Genomic DNA, 17,608 nt, shown 5'->3' on the forward strand with positions numbered 1-17,608 from the left:
GCAGGCAAACTGGACTTCTCCGCCTTCAACTCGCATGCCCGCTGAAGGCCGTTACCCACTCCGTTTTCAAAAGAGCCAGATTTAGTCGTCTGGCTGTGCCGCAACACTAAGCTCCGGGTTTTGGCTTGTCGACGTTCGAGCTCTCGATTCGAAAATGAAATGCTGGGACCACGTGCAACGATACGTTCTAAAGTCAGGCGCTTTTCATACCGGACGCACGCTTCGACTTGACCGGACAACGGCTATGTAGCGGGGGCGCTCGTGAGCCTTGTGTTGCCCCTTGGAAGTGCCTCGCCGTGAACGCCGAGGAGATGGCCGTTTGCTCTGGTACGTCCGATGTCTTCGGCTAGGGTTTGCTGCCCGACAGCGCTCCGTTCGCGCACATGCAATTCAGTCGAGGTCACGTAGGAATGAACAACGCGATTCAATGTGAACAACCGCAAGCCAAACCCGGTGGAGTGCATTAAGTCGGCGACAGATGGCCGTTGCTGCGGCGCAACGCTAATTGGAATCAGAGCAAGGGACCTGGCGCACGGCACGCCGCAACTTCGCACCGCGCTTCAATTGTTGCGGATTTGTGAATCGTTCTTGCGTCTGTAGCAAGGGATCATTGCAAGGTGATGCCCTTGTCTGGCCGACCTGGCTTCTTATACTCACGGCGTTTTCCGTCGTCTTGAAGAACTGGAGTGATTCAATGAAAAGAATTTCCCTTGCTGTCGCCGGCTATGCAGCTCTTGCGGCGTCCGCTGCCAACGCACAGAGCTCGGTTACGCTGTACGGCCTGGTCGATGCCGGCATCGCATATACGAACAATGTTCAGAACGGTGCCCCCAGCCATGGGAGCTCACGCGTGGCACTGGCGAGCGGCAACATCAGCGGTAGCCGGTTCGGCCTGCGCGGTGCGGAGGATCTCGGTGGTGGGCTGAAGGCTATCTTCGTGCTCGAAAACGGCTTCAACGTCAACAACGGCACGCTCGGTCAGGGTGGCCGCATGTTTGGCCGTCAAGCGTTCGTTGGCCTGAGCGCCAACAACTACGGCACCGTGACGATGGGCCGCCAGTATGACTCGATGGTCGACTTCGTCGCGCCGCTGTCCGGCACGGCGGGCACGTTCGGCGACTCGGGCTTCGCGCACGTGTACGACAACGACAACCTGCAACACAGCGTCCGCTTCAGCAACTCGGTGAAATTCGCGAGCGTCGACTACGCCGGCTTCAAGATCGGCGGCATGTACGCATTCAGCAACAGTACCAGTTTCACCGTCGATCGTGCGTACAGCGCCGGCGCGAGCTACAACAACGGGCCGCTGCGACTGGCAGCGGCCTACCTTCAGATCAACGGCTCGGCGGCGGCGAGTACCCCTGCAGGAGCAGCAAATCAGAACGTTGCGGCTGATCCGAGCGAGTTCAGGTCGACAGCGGGTGGCGGCAACCTGACGGCGGATGTGCAGCGCACGGTCGGCGCAGGCGTCGGCTATACGTTCGGCCCGGCAGCGGTCAACTTCGTCTACACGCACAGCCAGTTCCAGAATACGAACGCGTTCGGCATGTCGAGCGGTTCGGCTCACTTCGACAACTACGAACTGAACGTCAAGTACGCACTGACGCCGGCGCTCTCGGTCGGCCTGATGGATACGTACACGGACGCTCACCTGAACGGTGTGGCGAAGGTCGGTGCCGATCCGAAGTGGAATCAAGTGAATGCGATTACGCGCTACTCGCTGTCGAAGCGCACGGAACTGTACGCTGAAGCAATGTATCAGCATGCAATCGGCGGCAATAACCGCGCAGTGATGTACAACGCGGGCGGCACTTCGGCGACGAGCAACCAGGTGATGGGTGCGGTCGGCATGCTGACCCGGTTCTAAGACGTACTGCCAATTCGTTCATGCCCCATCGAGCGGCCGGTGGGGCCTGGCGGCGCGCGCGTTCGCTCAAAGACATCCTTGCTGGCGAGATTGAAAGATGCCCGCCCATTCGCACCTGTGCGAAGTCGAGCAGGTCACTGACCATCTTTGCCATGATGCCGGCGCTGCTCACGATTCGCCCGGCCGCTCTAGTCTCGGCGTCGCGCAGCGCCTCACTACGCACAAGAAACTGCGCGGACATTGCGATTGCCCCCAAGGGGAGTGCGCAGATCATGAGTGATGACTCCCGAGAGCAGCTCCCGCGAGCGGTCTCTTTCTGCCGTGAACCACGCGATTGACTCCGTGAGCGCCTGATCGATGGCCTCATTGAAGCGAACCGCCTCCTCTAAAGCCGTAACGGGATCAGCGACGCCTGCCTCCCGCCATCGCCGCATAACACTCGCACGCAGATCGCGGCATTTCGACACCATTTCGTTGAGCGAGAAGCTCTCAGCGAGACGACCTTGTGCGTGACTCTGTGCGTCGCCGACAAGTGATGGCGCGTTCAGCGGCGAGTCACCCTGGCTCTTGTTGGACCATTCCAGTTCGCTCTGCCGCGCGTCCATGTCTTCTGCGATGTGGTTCAGCAGCTCAGCTGCGGTGTCTCGCAAATCATGCTCAGACAGTCGCGACGCGCTCCCCAGATGACGACGCGCGAACTCCGCGAACTCGTCGACAATGGCGTCAACCTCATCGCGGATTAACTGTGAGAGTCTGGCTTGGTGCTGTCGGCGATTGTCAGTCCCGGCTTCGTCCATGGGCGCCTTGGGCGATAGCAAGCAGGCCCAAGACCCGCATCACTCAGACTGCTATGCGTTCGTCCGTTCAAAACCGTCCCTAGGTCGAAGCCCAGCGGAGCTGCACGAGCATGGCGAGAGAGGTTGCCACCAGAAGCGGCAAATCGCGAACACCAGAGAACGTACACGCCGTTTTGGTCAGCAATAGTGCCGACCTCATCATCTGCAGCTTGATGTTCTTCGTATGACACAGCGTCCGACCGTCATGGCGAGCTTGCCAGAGTGCGAGCACCGTATCGCAAGAAGGGCAGGATCAGGAGCGGGAATCGTGGCCATCGAACAGTTGGGCGATCCGATGGAGCGTGTCACCTTTGCGCCACCGCTCCCATATCAGTGCCTTTTGCGTCTCGGTGTAGTACATCCTGCGCCGCTGTTTCACTTGCAACACCTCCACTGCTTACGCAGCGTGTAGTGTGTTGCATCGACCGGTTGCATTCGCCACCCAACTCGCCGTTCGACTCTCGGTACCCTGGGCGTTCTTAACCAAGTGCACTGCCAGTCGCCCTCGGTCCCGTCCGACGCGGCCGGACACAGCCGACTTTGAACGACGCGAACCGTCCGGCATGCGCGAAACAGCGATTTTGGACGCCTTACTCTGCCACCAAAGCTGACGCGGAGTTTGAAATTCGCGGGGGAAGACTCGCATTTCTTCCCGAATGACATTTGCATCGTATTCCCCGGACGGCTCAGAGCAGTTCTGAATACTGCCTCTGTTAAAGACTTTGATTGGACGTGTGGATGGCGGAGCCAAGCAGGCCCAATGTATGCCACGCCGTATTGCACCGTTTGAGCAAACCCATGCGTCCAGCGTTCGACGCGCCATAGCAACATCGAAGCTCGGCGCAAGTCGAATGTAATACGACGCGAGCGCAAAGAGCCCGGTAATTCCAGCGCGCCGCCCGCCCGCGAGCCCGGGCAAATGCGAGACGGCGTTGGGGCGGTGTAGGCGCGCTAAGCGGCGAAAGGAGACATGCTTTTCGACAACGAGGCCGCTATTTCTGCACGTTTTTTTGCGTGCTGCTAGATTACCTGTCGGTCCAACGCCTATCGAGAGAGAGTCCGATGGTCGACAAGTCGAGCAAACCTGCATCCCATCTTGCGTCGCTGGCGACGATTGCTGCAGTGCTGGTCGTGCTGGTTGGCGCTTTTGCGTACACCGCCGGTTGGCTGTCGCCTGGACGACTCACACCCGCGAAGATGGTGAACGCGCTTGCGCCGGCGAGCGGCCCCGCTCCGGGCTTTCGACGCAATCATGCAAAGGGTATCTGCTTTACCGGCAGTTTCGATTCCACTGGCGCCGCTGCGGACCTCTCCAGAGCGCAACTGTTTGCGGCGGGTTCTTATCCGGTCACGGGACGCTTCAATCTCGGCACGCCCGATCCGAAAGCGAGCGACGCCATGTCACGTGTCCGCGGCCTCAGCCTGCGCGTGCAAACGCCCGACGGCAGCGAATGGCGTGCCGCTATGATCGACGCGCCCTTCTTTCCTGTCTCGACGCCTCAAGCCTTCTACGATCTGCAGCGCGCGCTCGCCAACAAGCGCGATCCTGACGCGATGAAGAGATTCGCGGCCGCGCACCCGGAAATCGGCGCGTTCGGCAAGTGGGCGAGCAGCGCGCCGTTCACGGCATCGTATGCGGAAGACCGTTACAACGGACTGAACAGTTTCGTCTTCACGAATGCGTCGGGCAATGATCGGGTCGTGCGATGGTCCTTCGTCCCGCTCGCGCAGCCCGAGAACCTGACCGGCGATCAGTTGAAGGCGCGCGGCGACAACTTCCTCGCAGCGGACATCGCGAAGAGAGTACAAACCGCTCCGCAACGCTGGACGATGTTGGTCACCGTGGCGAATCCGGGCGACCCGACTGCGGACCCGAGCAAGGCGTGGCCCGAAGACCGCCGCACCGTCAACGCGGGCACGCTGGTGGTGAAACAGATCGAAGCCGAACCGGACGGTCCGTGTCGCGACCTCAACTTCGATCCGACCGTGCTGCCCGCAGGCATGCACGTCTCCGACGATCCATTTCCGGCGGCGCGCTCGGCGGCGTATTCGGTGTCGTTCAATCGCAGGACGGCCGAGGACAAGGACTATCCGCACACCGGCGAAGGAGCGCAGCAATGAGTACGACGATCCGAACCGCCGCGCGTCCGATTCACGCGCGCTTTTCCCCGCTGCAACGCGCGCTGCACTGGATCATGGCCGTCTGCATCCTGGCGATGCTGTTCATCGGGGTGGGCATGGTGTCGACTGTGAGGCCAGACTACCTGACGCTCGTTTCAATCCATAAGCCGCTGGGCATCGTCATCCTGATACTCGGCCTGATTCGTCTCGCCGTGCGGATCGTGCGTGGCGCGCCGCCCCTGCCCGCCGACATGCCCGAGCCAATGAAGCTCGCCGCGCATCTGTCTCACTATGCGTTCTATGCGTTGATGATCGCGTTGCCGCTCATCGGGTACGGCATGTTGTCCGCGGCGGATTTTCCAGTGGTCGTGTTCGGCGTGCGTCTGCCGTCGTTGCTGCCGCACAGTAACAGCCTGCATTCGCTGCTGTGGAACGCGCATCGGTTTCTCGCGCTATGCTTTTTTGCGCTGATCGTCGTTCATTTAGCGGCGGCGCTGTTTCACGCGCTGATCCGCCGCGATGGCGTGTTTCAGGCGATGGCTTCGTGGCGTAAGTAAGCGGTGATCCATCGCTTCAGAGGCCGAGCGAATCGTCGGAATGGAACGCAAGGTCCGTTGGCATCGCGGCACGAAATCTAGTGGTTCTGTTCAGCCAGAAAGGCTGATGTTCAGCGTGGAATATCCGCCGGGCGCTCATGGCGAAGCCGCTTTCCCCGACGATGGCTTCGGGCGCGGCATGCGGCGTATTCCCGGCAAGCGCCGCACATCCGGCAACGAGCGCCACGTCCCGCGCGTTTGATGCTGTGCATGACCGGTTCTCCGTGATCGAATGATGGCGCTCGCGGTTCTCCCGCAAACTGCGCGCACACGCGTGCAAAAACTCGTCGGTACGCCATGCTCGGACACGCGCGTCAGTACTTCGCGTTGAAATCGCGCGTGGCGTCGCCCGATGGCAAGCGACTTGGTTCGTAAGCGGACTACGTGCAGCACCCTCGTTCATCCATACCCTGGGCCTACGCCTTGCCCTGCGAGCGCGCGACGATCTCGTGACGTTGCTGGCCGACGGTTTCGCAAATTACTGATGGGTTGCTCGTCGTCGGCTTGGGCGGCGTCGATAGACTGCAGCGTCCATGCGGCGTTCGATGCGGTGTCGCGTCCTTGCGCTTTTTGTGTCGCCGCCCACACGGACCAGTTCGAGAGCTCGCCGCACTTACTGACGGGAAGTCGTCCACCGAACGTAAAACCTTTTGCCCGCCCAGGAGCGGACAGTCGTGCCACTGTCCCCCGCTCGTTCTCGATCGCAAGCCATTCAATGTGCTTGCGACCGTACGCGAGGCGTCGGCAGGACAGCGTCGTGAACAACATCGTGCAATGTTCCCCAAAGACCATCCCTTCTACCGAGCCCGTAAATCAAAAAGGTCGCGATGATGCAGGATTCCGACACGTTCCGACGGAAACCAGAAAGAAACGCCGGCCCCCTGCCCATAGACTTGCTCCGGTCGCTCGAAAGGTTGTGGTCAAAAATAGCGATCGACGAATCGATCAGAGTGTCGGCCTGACCGGTGTGGAAGCCCGCGACGAGCAAGCTGAAGAGTCCGGACGGACTTTTCGCCGTCCGTGGGAGAGAGCATGTTTACTCCGAATTCCATTCCCTATCAGCAACAACCTGGCTTCCAGCGCACGTACCGCGAAGGCCGCCTGAGCCTGGGTCTTTTCTTCCCCCTCGAAGCCTTTACCGGCGATACGCCGAGCATGCGCAACCAGGTGAGCCTCGCCCAGCGCGCCGAAGAACTGGGCTTCTCTACCCTCTGGTTTCGCGACGTGCCGTTACGTGACCCCAGCTTCGGTGATTCGGGCCAGGTCTTCGATTCCTGGGTCTACCTGGGTTTTATGGCGGCACACACTCGCTCGATTGCGCTGGGTACCGCGTCGGTCATCCTGCCAATCCGCAATCCGCTACACACCGCCAAGGCCGCAACCAGTGTCGATCAGCTCAGTGGCGGCCGCCTGTTACTCGGCGTGGCTTCCGGTGACCGTCCAGTAGAGTTCCCAGCATTCGGTGTTGACCCGGAGCAACGTGGCAACCTGTTCCGCGAATACCTTAGGGTATTTCGCGAGGTTCAGCGCAGCAGTTTCGTGCCTTTGACCTGGCCCGGCGGCAGACTCGAGGGAGCAGATCTGATCCCGAAGCCGACCACGGCGGAGATTCCTTTCTTCGTCACCGGCCATAGCCGCCAGACGCTGGAGTGGATCGCCCGCTGCAGTCATGGCTGGATCAGCTATCCGCGTGCACCGAGGGTTCAGCAAATGATTGTCGAGGGCTGGCGCGCGGCGGTCCGTGCCGAATGCGGTGAACTGTTCAAACCCTTCACCCAGTCGCTATACATCGACCTGACAGGCAACCCGCAGACACCGCCACGGCCGATCCACCTGGGCTTCCAACTGGGGCGATCTGCCTTGATCGCGCTGCTGCACACTTTGCAGGACGTCGGCGTGAACCATGTGATCATCAATCTGAAATACGGCCAACGCCCCGCAGGTGAGGTGATCGAGGAGCTTGGTGAGTTCGTTCTCCCTGACTTCGTCGTGCCAGCATGAGCCGGCACGGTGCTGAAAAGCGACGACCGGAGCTTGCTATCGGGTCGCCGCGCCGTGCGCGAGATCGGCACCCTGGCCGCCGCCACGCCCGGCGCATCTGCACCGTCGACAGCCATCGTCGGCACCGACGAGGACAAGCCGCCATTGCGAATCCGGGTCAGCGGTCGCAACAGTCAGATTTGCTTCATCCGCTTCGATGCCGTCCCTAATCATCTGCTGCGGGAAGAAAGACGGCTTCGCCCCGCAGCTTCCCCCTGAACCCGCAATCGCTGTCCGATGACGGGGTCGATGCGCACCGCAACGACTTTCACCTTACTCTCCGCCGCTCGCCGTGACCGTCGGCGCATATGGGGCGCCAACCGGCGAACGACACCGCGTCCGCACACCGCTCAGGCGTCAACGCATCAAGGCGTCGGCGGCGTTCCCAGGTCACCCGCATCCGATCGCTCCGCATCGAACACGATGCGCCGGGTATCCGGGTCGTACCGGCAAAGCACGCGCGCGCCCTCCGCGATATCGCCCTTGAGCAGCTCCTTCGCCAACTCGTTCTCGATCAACTGACGAATCTGCCGCCGCAGCTCGCGCGCGCCGAATTCCGGCCGATACCCCACCTCGGCCAGATGGCTGATCACGGATTCATCGAATTCGAGCGCAATGTCCTGACTGTGCGCCATGCGCTTTACCTGTTCGAGCTGCAGTCGCACGATTTGCCCGATCTCGTCGCGCCCAAGAGCTTTGAACAGGATGATGTCGTCGATGCGGTTGAGAAACTCCGGCCTGAAATGCTGGCGCAGCACGCTCATTACGCCGCTTTGCACCGATGCGTCGGCGTCGGCATCCGTGCTCGTAAAGCCGAGCGTTGCGCGCCGTTGTCCGGCGATCAGATCCGACCCGAGATTGCTCGTCGCGATGATCAGCGTATTGCTGAAATCGACGACACGGCCCTTGCCATCGGTGAGGCGGCCATCGTCGAACACTTGCAACAGCACGTTATAGACATCGGGGTGCGCCTTCTCGATCTCGTCGAGCAGAATCACGCTATAGGGGCGACGGCGTACGCGCTCGGTCAACTGTCCGCCTTCCTCGTAGCCGACGTAACCCGGCGGCGAACCGATCAGGCGCGCGACCGCATGACGCTCCATGTATTCGCTCATATCGACGCGCAGCATCGCGTCTTCATCGCCGAACACGACGCCCGCGAGCGCCTTCGCAAGCTCGGTCTTGCCAACGCCTGTCGGCCCGAGAAACAGGAACACGGCAATCGGCCGATTCCGCCCTTGCAGCCCAGTGCGCGCCCGACGCACGGCATCGCTGACCGCGCTCACTGCCTCTTCCTGGCCGATCACACGCTCATGCAAACGCGCTTCCATGTTGAGCAGACGCTCGCGCTCCTGTTCGGTCAGTTGCGTGACGGGAATGCCCGTCAATGTCGCGACGATCTCGGCAATGTGCGCCACCGTCACGTTCGACGTATTCGTGCCGATGCGCTTTTTCCAGTCGTCAGTGCCTTCGGCGAGCTGCTTTTCCTTGTCCGCGATTTCCGCATCGAGCGCGTGCGCGCGATCGAACTGCTTGCGCGATGCGGCATAGTCCTGCTCGCGTCGCAATTGCGCGAGTTCCGATTCGAGTTCGAGAATCGCGGCGGGCCGCGATGTCGCCGAAAGATTGACGCGAGCCGCTGCCTGATCGACGAGATCGATCGCCTTGTCAGGCAGAAAGCGCCCGGTGATATAGCGGTCCGACAACTCCGCCGCGCCGACGATCGCATCGTCCTGAATCGTCACCTTGTGATGCGCTTCGAGCCTGTCGCGCAGGCCGCGCAGAATGTTGATCGTCTGTGCGACGCTCGGCTCCGAAACGAGCACGGGCTGAAAGCGCCGCTCGAGCGCAGCGTCTTTCTCGATGTGCTTCTGGTACTCAGCGAGTGTCGTCGCACCGATCAGGTTGAGTTCGCCGCGCGCCATCGCCGGCTTGAAGACGTTCGCGATATCGAGGCCGCCTTCGCCGCCACCCTGGCCGGCGCCGACGATCGTGTGCACTTCATCGACGAAGAGCAGCAGCGTCTCGCGGTTCGCGGTGATTTCATCGACGATCTGCTTCACGCGCTCTTCGAATTCACCGCGATACTTCGCGCCCGCGACGAGCGAATTCACGTTCAGTTCGATGAGGCGCTTGTCGCGCAGCGATTCGGGCACGTCGCCGCCGATCATGCGCTGCGCGAGTCCTTCGACCACCGCCGTCTTGCCCACGCCGGGCTCGCCGATCAGGACCGGGTTGTTCTTGCGCCGGCGTGCGAGCACTTCGACCATCGTTTCAATTTCGGTCGCGCGGCCGATCACCGGATCGAGATTGCCTTCACGCGCGAGCGCGGTCAGATCGCGGGCGAACTTGTCGAGATGCGGCGTGCGAGAAGGCGGTCCATCGCCGGGCGGCGGCCCGCCCGCGCCGACAGTCTGCGCGGTCTCGCGGCGCAGCGCCTCCACATCGACGCTCATCTTGCGCAGCAGCAGCCCCGCGAAGCTGTCGGGCACTTCGGCGAGACCGATCAGCAAATGCTCGGGCGCGACATAGCTATGCCGCAGCTGCCGCGACGCGATAAACGCGCGATCGAGCGCGCTTTTCAGACGCGGCGACACGCGGATCGTGCCATTGGGGGGCGGCGTTGCGCCCTCGCGGCGCTGCGCGGTTGTATCGATTACCCGGCGCAACTCGGCCGGATCGATGCCCATGCCCTTGAGCATGGTTTCGATGACGGCGTTGTCGGCCAGTTCGTAAAGCAGATGCTCCGTGTCCACTTCCGGGCGGCCGAATTGCGCGGCTCGCTCGGCCGCGCGCATCAACATCTCCTTCGCGCCGTCGCTCAGATAGCGTTCCAGGCCGACGCCTTCCGCGCCGGTCGCGCGTTCTGCCGGCGCATCCGGCACGGTCGCGACCGGTTGTTCCGGCATGCCGCCCATGAACAGCGCCTCGAACGGCGAGAGCGCACGCTGGTGTCGCGTCAGTTGCGCGTAGTGGAAGTCGCATACATCGAGGACGTGCCGGCGGCCATCGCGCAGCACCGCAAGCCGCACGGTCGCCGGACGCGCGCCGCATACATCGCACATGTGGGGCATTGTCGGGTCCTGTTTCGTGGAATTGAAAGAGGGTGCAACTGCCCTGCCCGGGCAGAGCACGGGCACGAGGCGCATGAGGATATGGGCGTACAGCGTCACGCGACGACGTACCGGATTCAAGCAATGCATGTTCCGCGCTTCTGAATGGCCGATGCATGGCGCCTAATCGTTGCAAGGATGAAAACGCCGGCGCGCGTGCTACAGATTCGTTACGAACGCTATGCTCGAGCGCGCCGTCGCGGAAAGCGGCAGCACTGCGGCAATCGGTACAATGGCTCAATGAACTCGACTTCGGCAGCATCAAATGCGAGGAGCTTGACATCCTTCTTCCGGAGCGGCGACGTCATGCGCAGTCGGAGCGTCAGCGACGTTGTCCTAACCGCCACGCTCGATGTGCCTGTGCCGGGCGCGCCCGTCATCGCAGACTGGCAAAGGGAAACATCGACGCGGCTCGCCCTCGAACCCGGGGATGTCGAGGTCATGCCATTGGCGCGAACGCAAGTGCGCTGGCCTGAGTACAAGCGCTGCGTGCAGGCCATGTCCGACTGGCTCTGCGCCCTTGGACTGCCTGACGTCCTCGCCGATAGCGACATGGCGCTCATGGCCTGTCGCGGCGCGAGATATCACCACGATGCCGAGCAATATGGCGCTGCGGCCTTCTGCAATCTCTTTCTTAGCGAAGACAAGGGCATGGACTTGCATTTCCCCAATACGGGTCAACGCATTCCCCTTGAGCACGGAACAGCCGTGATCTTCGATACCTGTCAGCCGCATGGCGTTATTCAGCGCAGCAGCGACAGTTTCATCGCAGAGGCTGTCACGCCGGACGAGAGTTTCACTCAGGTATTCCTGACCTGGGAGCTGCCGATCGAAAACGCCGATGTCGCTGACGCACTGAAAGTGGTATTCGATATTGCCGGCTCGGCGTCGCTGCAATTGGAAGATGAGCAAGTCTGGTTCAACGGCGCCCCGGGCATCGTGTGCCCGGAATCAGGTCGCTGGCTCACGTCGCTATCCGCGCCTTCCGCCTGAAGTTGCGGACGAACCGCCGCTAGACCCAAAGCGCCGTTCAACCACCCATAGCGTTTCGGCACCTTCCTGGCGTTCAACGGCCCTTCCCTGCCGTCGTGGCCATCTTCCGCGGCCTGCAAATTGGCAGCAAAAGGCGCCTGACCTGACGAGCGTCGACGACAAACGGCGTCTAACATCCATTGAAGATCGACTTTGCTGGCCAATTGCCGTTCTGGATCCCCGCATGTTGGCTGAACCATCATGTAAGCGTTGCTGGAGCAGATGCAATGCGCGCACTTCCCTCCGATGATCACGTGTTGTTCCCGAGTTCGCCTTGCGCTGCTCAAGAAGAAGATCCTGCCGGACATCGAACGGCGTCACATCTGAAGTGCAACACGTGTTTCGTACAAGGGAAGCTCTGCAGAACGCGGTTTAAAAAATCTGCGCACCATGTAGGCATTGAGCAGATTCTTTCTTGCTCATGTTCTACGCTTTGCGCAGCGCCTTGCGCACCATCCATGAACTTTTCAACGCAGATAATGTGGTGATCTGAGGGGTGTTATTCGCCAGCCCCCGGTATCGCGCCTTCAAGTAACCCAACTGTTGCTTGAGAATTCGGAACGGGTGTTCGACCTTTGCACGAATGCCGACTTTCAGTCGTTCGATCTTGTCGTATATCTCATTGAGAAGATCCTTCAAGTTTCTTCTCTTGCCGGGCCGCATCGCGACGTGCGATCGAGCGGAGCCCATTGGTTACGCTTTTCGACCGCACGATCGCGTCGAGAGAGCTCGCCTATGAACACCTGCAATCAACAATGCGGCCGCTTGCTGTCTCGGGCGGCCGCGTTGTTCCCGAACCTACATGCCAATGCTCCCGCCTGCGCTTGAACTGGTTCCGCTGCTCCCACCTGTCGTCGAACTCGACGCAGACGGCGGCACAACATCGATCCTCCCATAAACGCCATCCGCTTCATCATTGGGCCCCGCAGCGAAGAAAAGGGTACTGGACGGCTGGTTGTTGAGATCGTTGCCGAACGCGATACCCCAAAGGCCCTGCTCCACGATGGCATTCCCGTGTGAGTCATTGATCGGACCGACAAACTGACCGCTTGATGCGTTGAACGCGTTGATCCTGCCATCGCCAAAGTTGCCGATAAGGATCGCGCCGCTCAGGGAGCCAAAGTTGCTCGGCCCTTGAACAACGCCCCATGGCGCGTTCAGCGCGCCGGCCGTCGCAAAGCGACGCTTCAGATTGCCCGACGTATCGAATATGTCGACCATGCCAAGTCCTGCGCCGGCAACATTGTCATGCCTTGCGGAGTCCTGCTTCGCATAGGTCACGAACAAGCTCGATCCAACCAACTGGATGCCAAACGGTGCAAACCCTGCAGGAATCGCGGGGTCCGTGAATCCGCCGGGCATTGCCACCTTAGCGAAGTTGGCGTCGAAGACATCGATTTTGCTGTTATGGAAATCAGTGGCGTAGAGAAAATTGTTGCCATTGTTTGCAGCGAGTGCGAGCCCTTTATAGACGGCGCCGCCCGCACCGTCGTCATACATGACGAACGCATTGGTCGGCCCAACGGCAGGCGCCCATGCAGTAATTGTGCCCCCTTCGCCCGCGAAGATAAACGCCGCGACGCCGGTTTGGCCTTTTTCCGTCACCTTGAAGCTTTGCGTGCCATTGAAGACGATGCCCGTTGGCGCCGCTGATCCGTTTCTGCCGTCGGGTATTGTCACGACCAGCGATTGAGGCACGCCGTTGCCGTCATAGAGTGTCGCGAGATTTGTGCCGTTATCCGCGACCCAGACGAATCCTTTTGGATTGAACGCGACGCCCCAAGCGTTCTTCAGGTTGAGGTCCGTGTGAGTCGCTGGCACTGGACCATTCGAAACGAGCGCTGTCGCGGCGAACGAAGACTGCACAGGCGAACCAGAGCTGTTGGAGCTGGAACCGCCGCCGCATGACATGAGTGTCGCTAAAGCGGCGCTGCAGGCCAAGACTGTGAACGTTGCGATTTTCATGAGCGCGCTCCTTGTTCCGTCCTTGGGACACACCGTTATGAACGGGCGAGCGAGCGGCATTATTCCAATGCGGTAAACGCATTCTCGCTTTCATCACTGAATGAACTGACTAGCGAAAAGAGCACGTGTTCAAGGGGCGCTGCGATGCGCGCCCTACCAGAGATGGATGCCTCTCGCTCGGTCGTTCACAATGTCGGCGAGCACGCCGGGGATGCAAAGGAGGCCTGCCGTGAACAGTCGTATCAGGCGTCATCGACTGTTTAACGCGCATCTGTAAACGGCGAAGTCATTGTCTTCGAGACACAAACTTCTGGGTCCTGGCACGCATTGGTAACATCGCTGCAGTGCATGGGATGCTCGTCGTTCCCCAACTGTCGCGTGTTTATGCTTCCGCGACAGGCGCAAATGAAGTCGTGGCAATCAGCGAGGCCACCTTGATACTTACCGCGCGTACACCGGGTGGCTTCTCTCCGGGTGATATGCCCTATGCGCCGGATGCCGGAACGCTCTACGCGTCGAACGAGGCGCGCGGTACCGGAACGATCACGCCGCGAAAAATACGAATCAAGTGACTCACGCCGCTTGAGGCTCGAACGGAAACTGCTCGACATCGCCGCCTTGCGCGACCACCACTGTGCTCTCCGGAATCTCTTGCCACCAACCGGGCAAATCGGCGAGGGGCTCGGACACGACCAGAAAGGCGTCCTCTCCGGCCATCGCGATGCGAGGATCGTCGGGATACAACTCATGCAAATGACGGAACGACGTGTTGTGAAACAGCGAGCGTGACCGCCTTTCGCTCGAATATCGTACCGCGACGATTTGCTCGCCGTCAGTCGCGCAAACCGTCATGTTGAGCGGTTCAGCGACGCCATGATGGCGGCCGGTTTCCTCGACGAATGCCACCATTCGTTTGAGCGCACTAACAGGCGCCAACGCAAGACCGAACGTGAGCGCGAGCAGAAACAGTACTTCTGAATCGGTCGATCCCTCGATAGACGGGAACAGTTCGGGAGCGATCGCGACCATCAGATCGCGACGCATCACCGGATAGTTGCGCACCAGGCCGTTGTGTACGAACAGCCACCGGCCGTAGCGAAATGGATGACAGTTGGTTTCCTGCGACGGCGTGCCGGTCGCCGAGCGCACGTGCGCGACGAACAGCGGCGCGTGGATAGCGCGCGCGGCTTCGCGCAAGTTCCGGTCGCTCCACGCCGGTTGAATGCAACGATAGCGAAAGGGAATGTCGGTAGGTTGTCCGTACCACCCAATCCCGAAGCCATCACCGTTGGTGGTCGTCTGGCCGAGCCTCGAATGCAGGCTCTGGTCGATTAACGAGTGCTTTGCGTTGTAAAGCACGGTCTCGAGCTGAAGGGGTTTGCCGGAATAAGCGAGCCAGCGGCACATGATCGTCTCCTGTCAATGGGGCTTGCGTTGCGGCGGGTTGCCGCCACGATAAAGACCGGCACTTCATACAAGCAACGCCTAGCAGATGATGACGATGTCTCGCATGATGCGCGGAGAAAGCAGTCGCCGTGCAGGACACCGATAAAGCGCGCCGCAGGAGATGGTGCGCCGATTGCTCCCCGGATAGCAACCACTTCATCACCGGGGACATGCATGAAACAGTACAAAGCTCTTGTGGCGGGCGGCGTCGGCGTGATCGGGCGTCAACTCGTGAATCATCTCGCGTCGCAGCCGGAATGGGATGTCATCGGCCTGTCACGACGCACACCGGACGATGCAACGCCGGGCGAGCACATCGCGGTCGATCTGCTGGATCCCGAAGACGTGCGCGCGAAGCTCGCCGGTCTGGACGGCATAACGCACATCTTTCACGCCGCATATCAGGAGAAGCCGACGCCGCAAGCGCTCATCGACGCAAACCTCGGCATGCTGCGCAACCTGGTGAGCGTGGTGGCGGAGCATTCGCCAGCGCTCAGGCGTGTGGTGCTTTATGAGGGCGCGAAGTACTACGGCGCACATCTCGGACGTTTCAAAACGCCCGCGCGAGAAAGCGATGCCCGTCACATGCCGCCAAACTTTTATTACGACATGGAAGACTGGCTCGCGCACGAAGCGGCGGGCAAACACTGGGATGCCGTCGTGCTTCGGCCGGACGTGGTGTGCGGCTTCGCGCTCGGCAATCCGATGAACCTGTCGATGGTCATCGCCGTCTATGCAGCGATTAGCAAGGAGCTCGGCCTGCCGCTGCGCTTTCCCGGAACCGCGACCTGCTATGGCAAGCTCGCGCAGGTCACCGACGCGGCGCAGCTCGCGCGAGGTTCCGTCTGGGCCGCGACCGAAGCGCCGGGCGGCGAGAGCTACAACCTCACGAACGGCGACGTGTTCCGTTGGGACCAGCTCTGGCCCGCCATCGCCGATCACTTCGACATGCCGCTCGCCGAACCACAAACCATCAACCTGCGCGAGTACATGGCGGACAAGGGACCGCTGTGGGAGCGTATGGTGAAGCAGCACGGACTTGTCGATATTCCGTACGAGCACGTCGCGGCGTGGGGCTTTGGTGACTTCATTTTTCGCTGCGACTGGGATGTGGTGTCCAGCACGACGAAGATCCGACAGGCCGGGTTTCACGATGTCGTCGATAGCACGGACATGTTCCTGCGTCTCTTCGACGAATTCCGCGAGCGAAAGGCGATTCCATGAGCTTCATGCGCGGCGCGGAGTCCGAGCCGTTGCCGGCTAACGGGAGCCTGCAAGCAATACCATCCAGCCACCGTTTCGATCGCCGGCGCGGGCTTCTCACCCCACCTTCTGCGGTGGCAGGCCAAACGCGCGCATGAACGCTTCGCGCATACGCCGACAATCGCGAAAGCCCGTATCTTTTGCAATTATCTTTAAGCGAATGCCGGCTCTTTTCGATCGTTAACCGTGCCGCTTCGAGCCGCAGCCCTTTAATCGCCTTCTCCAACGAATTTCCCGTCTTCATCACAAACACTCGACCGAACTGCCGCGGGCTCAAATGTGCAGCACTCGCGAGCCCTTCGACAGTGAGCGGTCGGCTGACGTTGCCACGCGCGTAATGAGCGCGTTTCGAATGCGACAGACTTTGGCGCGGGATTGGGTTCCGTTGCAGTAAGGCAGTCCGCTATCGTGTGTGGAACGAGGGACGGCGAAAAGCGCCCGAGCGTCATGGGTTGCGGCACGGACCCTATTCATTCAACTGATATCTTAGATATCAATCTTCGAGGCAACGACCGCCCCGTGCTAATATTTCACGCAAACCATCGGCGCATCGCTGCAGCGGTCCTTTGTGGTCATACGAGCGATCGTCGAAGCCCCTTAAACATGAAGATCGAGAAACTTGCAGAGCGTCCGAAGTCACTGACGGCGATCGCAAAGGACATGATTCGCAATGCGATCGTCGACGGCGAGCTGGCCTTCGGCAGCCAACTGTCGGAAAGCGCGCTTGCGCTCGAATTCGGATTCAGCAAGACGCCGGTGCGCGAGGCGCTGCTGCAACTCAAGCTCGAAGGACTCGTGGAAGTGTGGCCGCAGTCCGGCACGCTGGTGTTCAAGCCGACCATTGACCAGGTGCGCGAAATCTGCCGCTTTCGCGAAATCATCGAATTATCGGCGCTCGAACTGGCCATGCGTCGCGATGCCAGGCAACTCGCCAAGCAACTCACTGCGGCGCTAAGAATGCGCCGCGAAGAAGGCGTGGACGATGACACGCGCCGTCGTCAGCAGGACGCGCATTTTCATGGGGCGATTCTCGCGTGCTCGGGCAACGCGTATCTGCAGTCCGCGTATCAACTCGTCGCCGACAAGATTCAGGCGTTGCGTGCCCGGCTTGCCGTCGACGACAAACGCGTGGACTCGTGCCACGACACGCATTCGGAAATCATGCAACTGATTCGCGACGGCAACGTGCGCAAGGCCTGCACCGCACTGCGCGCGCATATTCAAAGCACCGAAGACTCGTATATCCGCGCGAGCCAGACTGACGAGGCGCGTGCGGATTCATTGCGCTAAGGTAAAAGGCTTCGCTGGCTGCATTCTCTAGGAAAGAAG

At 60.8% G+C, this 17,608-nt stretch carries 14 protein-coding genes and 2 pseudogenes; 10 read left to right on the forward strand and 6 right to left on the reverse strand.

The features are described from left to right. Positions 1-694: 694 nt before the first annotated feature. Complete coding sequence (locus AB6804_RS04570) at positions 695-1,867, forward strand: porin (protein WP_370885424.1); 1,173 nt, start codon at positions 695-697, stop codon at positions 1,865-1,867. A gap of 215 nt (positions 1,868-2,082) precedes the next feature. Here AB6804_RS04570 and AB6804_RS04575 read toward each other — a convergent pair whose 3' ends face one another. Continuing rightward, positions 2,083-2,664, reverse strand: coding sequence for a hypothetical protein (locus AB6804_RS04575; RefSeq protein ID WP_370885425.1), 582 nt, complete (start codon positions 2,662-2,664; stop codon positions 2,083-2,085). Between the two features lie 1,101 nt (positions 2,665-3,765). Here AB6804_RS04575 and AB6804_RS04580 point away from each other — a divergent pair. The 5 genes from AB6804_RS04580 (at position 3,766) to AB6804_RS04600 (ending at position 7,679) form a co-directional block, all read left to right on the forward strand. Then, positions 3,766-4,824: a catalase family peroxidase gene (locus AB6804_RS04580; RefSeq protein ID WP_370885426.1), complete on the forward strand. Its 1,059-nt coding sequence runs from the start codon at positions 3,766-3,768 to the stop codon at positions 4,822-4,824. Further along, complete coding sequence (locus AB6804_RS04585; protein WP_370885427.1) at positions 4,821-5,381, forward strand: cytochrome b; 561 nt, start codon at positions 4,821-4,823, stop codon at positions 5,379-5,381. The genes AB6804_RS04580 and AB6804_RS04585 overlap by 4 nt, the downstream gene beginning before the upstream one ends. A 40-nt stretch (positions 5,382-5,421) precedes the next feature. After that, on the forward strand, positions 5,422-5,622 hold the full coding sequence (locus tag AB6804_RS04590) for a hypothetical protein (RefSeq protein ID WP_370885428.1): 201 nt from the start codon (positions 5,422-5,424) through the stop codon (positions 5,620-5,622). Between the two features lie 830 nt (positions 5,623-6,452). Beyond that, positions 6,453-7,421: an LLM class oxidoreductase gene (locus AB6804_RS04595; protein WP_370885429.1), complete on the forward strand. Its 969-nt coding sequence runs from the start codon at positions 6,453-6,455 to the stop codon at positions 7,419-7,421. Positions 7,422-7,430: 9 nt separating this feature from the next. Then, positions 7,431-7,679 (forward strand): hypothetical protein, encoded by a 249-nt coding sequence (locus AB6804_RS04600; RefSeq protein WP_370885430.1) that lies wholly within the window; start codon positions 7,431-7,433, stop codon positions 7,677-7,679. A gap of 146 nt (positions 7,680-7,825) precedes the next feature. Here the strand turns inward: AB6804_RS04600 and AB6804_RS04605 are convergent, their stop codons facing one another. Continuing rightward, a complete protein-coding gene (locus AB6804_RS04605) occupies positions 7,826-10,534 on the reverse strand; it encodes an ATP-dependent Clp protease ATP-binding subunit (protein WP_370885431.1) in 2,709 nt (902 codons plus the stop codon). A gap of 279 nt (positions 10,535-10,813) precedes the next feature. On the opposite strand from AB6804_RS04605, the gene AB6804_RS04610 reads away from it, so the two are divergent. Next, positions 10,814-11,566 carry a hypothetical protein gene (locus AB6804_RS04610; RefSeq protein WP_370885432.1) on the forward strand — a complete coding sequence of 251 codons (753 nt, stop codon included), beginning with the start codon at positions 10,814-10,816 and terminating at the stop codon, positions 11,564-11,566. Positions 11,567-12,031: 465 nt separating this feature from the next. On the opposite strand, the pseudogene AB6804_RS04615 reads toward AB6804_RS04610, so the two are convergent. Both AB6804_RS04615 and AB6804_RS04620 read right to left on the reverse strand, forming a co-directional pair. Continuing rightward, a pseudogene (locus tag AB6804_RS04615) lies at positions 12,032-12,289 on the reverse strand (transposase); the annotation flags it as partial. A 114-nt stretch (positions 12,290-12,403) separates the two neighbouring features. Then, entirely contained in the window at positions 12,404-13,570 is a 1,167-nt protein-coding gene (locus AB6804_RS04620; protein WP_370885433.1) for a TIGR03118 family protein, read from the reverse strand. A gap of 353 nt (positions 13,571-13,923) precedes the next feature. Between AB6804_RS04620 and AB6804_RS04625 the strand changes: the two genes are divergently transcribed. Further along, positions 13,924-14,142, forward strand: a complete 219-nt coding sequence (locus AB6804_RS04625) for a YncE family protein (protein ID WP_370885434.1) — start codon at positions 13,924-13,926, stop codon at positions 14,140-14,142. 1 nt (position 14,143) lies between these two features. Here AB6804_RS04625 and AB6804_RS04630 read toward each other — a convergent pair whose 3' ends face one another. Beyond that, positions 14,144-14,977 carry a class II glutamine amidotransferase gene (locus tag AB6804_RS04630; protein WP_370885435.1) on the reverse strand — a complete coding sequence of 278 codons (834 nt, stop codon included), beginning with the start codon at positions 14,975-14,977 and terminating at the stop codon, positions 14,144-14,146. A gap of 213 nt (positions 14,978-15,190) precedes the next feature. Between AB6804_RS04630 and AB6804_RS04635 the strand changes: the two genes are divergently transcribed. Next, on the forward strand, positions 15,191-16,240 hold the full coding sequence (locus AB6804_RS04635) for an SDR family oxidoreductase (RefSeq protein ID WP_370885436.1): 1,050 nt from the start codon (positions 15,191-15,193) through the stop codon (positions 16,238-16,240). Positions 16,241-16,336: 96 nt separating this feature from the next. On the opposite strand, the pseudogene AB6804_RS04640 reads toward AB6804_RS04635, so the two are convergent. Beyond that, positions 16,337-16,619, reverse strand: a pseudogene (locus AB6804_RS04640) (helix-turn-helix domain-containing protein); the annotation flags it as partial. Positions 16,620-16,882: 263 nt separating this feature from the next. Here AB6804_RS04640 and AB6804_RS04645 point away from each other — a divergent pair. Further along, the gene (locus tag AB6804_RS04645; protein WP_370885437.1) at positions 16,883-17,569 is read left to right on the forward strand and encodes a GntR family transcriptional regulator; all 687 of its coding nucleotides are present in this window, start codon (positions 16,883-16,885) and stop codon (positions 17,567-17,569) included. The last annotated feature ends 39 nt before the right edge of the window (positions 17,570-17,608 follow it).

The sequence above is a fragment of the Caballeronia sp. RCC_10 genome (assembly GCF_041360715.1).
GTDB classification, from domain to species: Bacteria; Pseudomonadota; Gammaproteobacteria; order Burkholderiales; family Burkholderiaceae; genus Caballeronia; species Caballeronia grimmiae.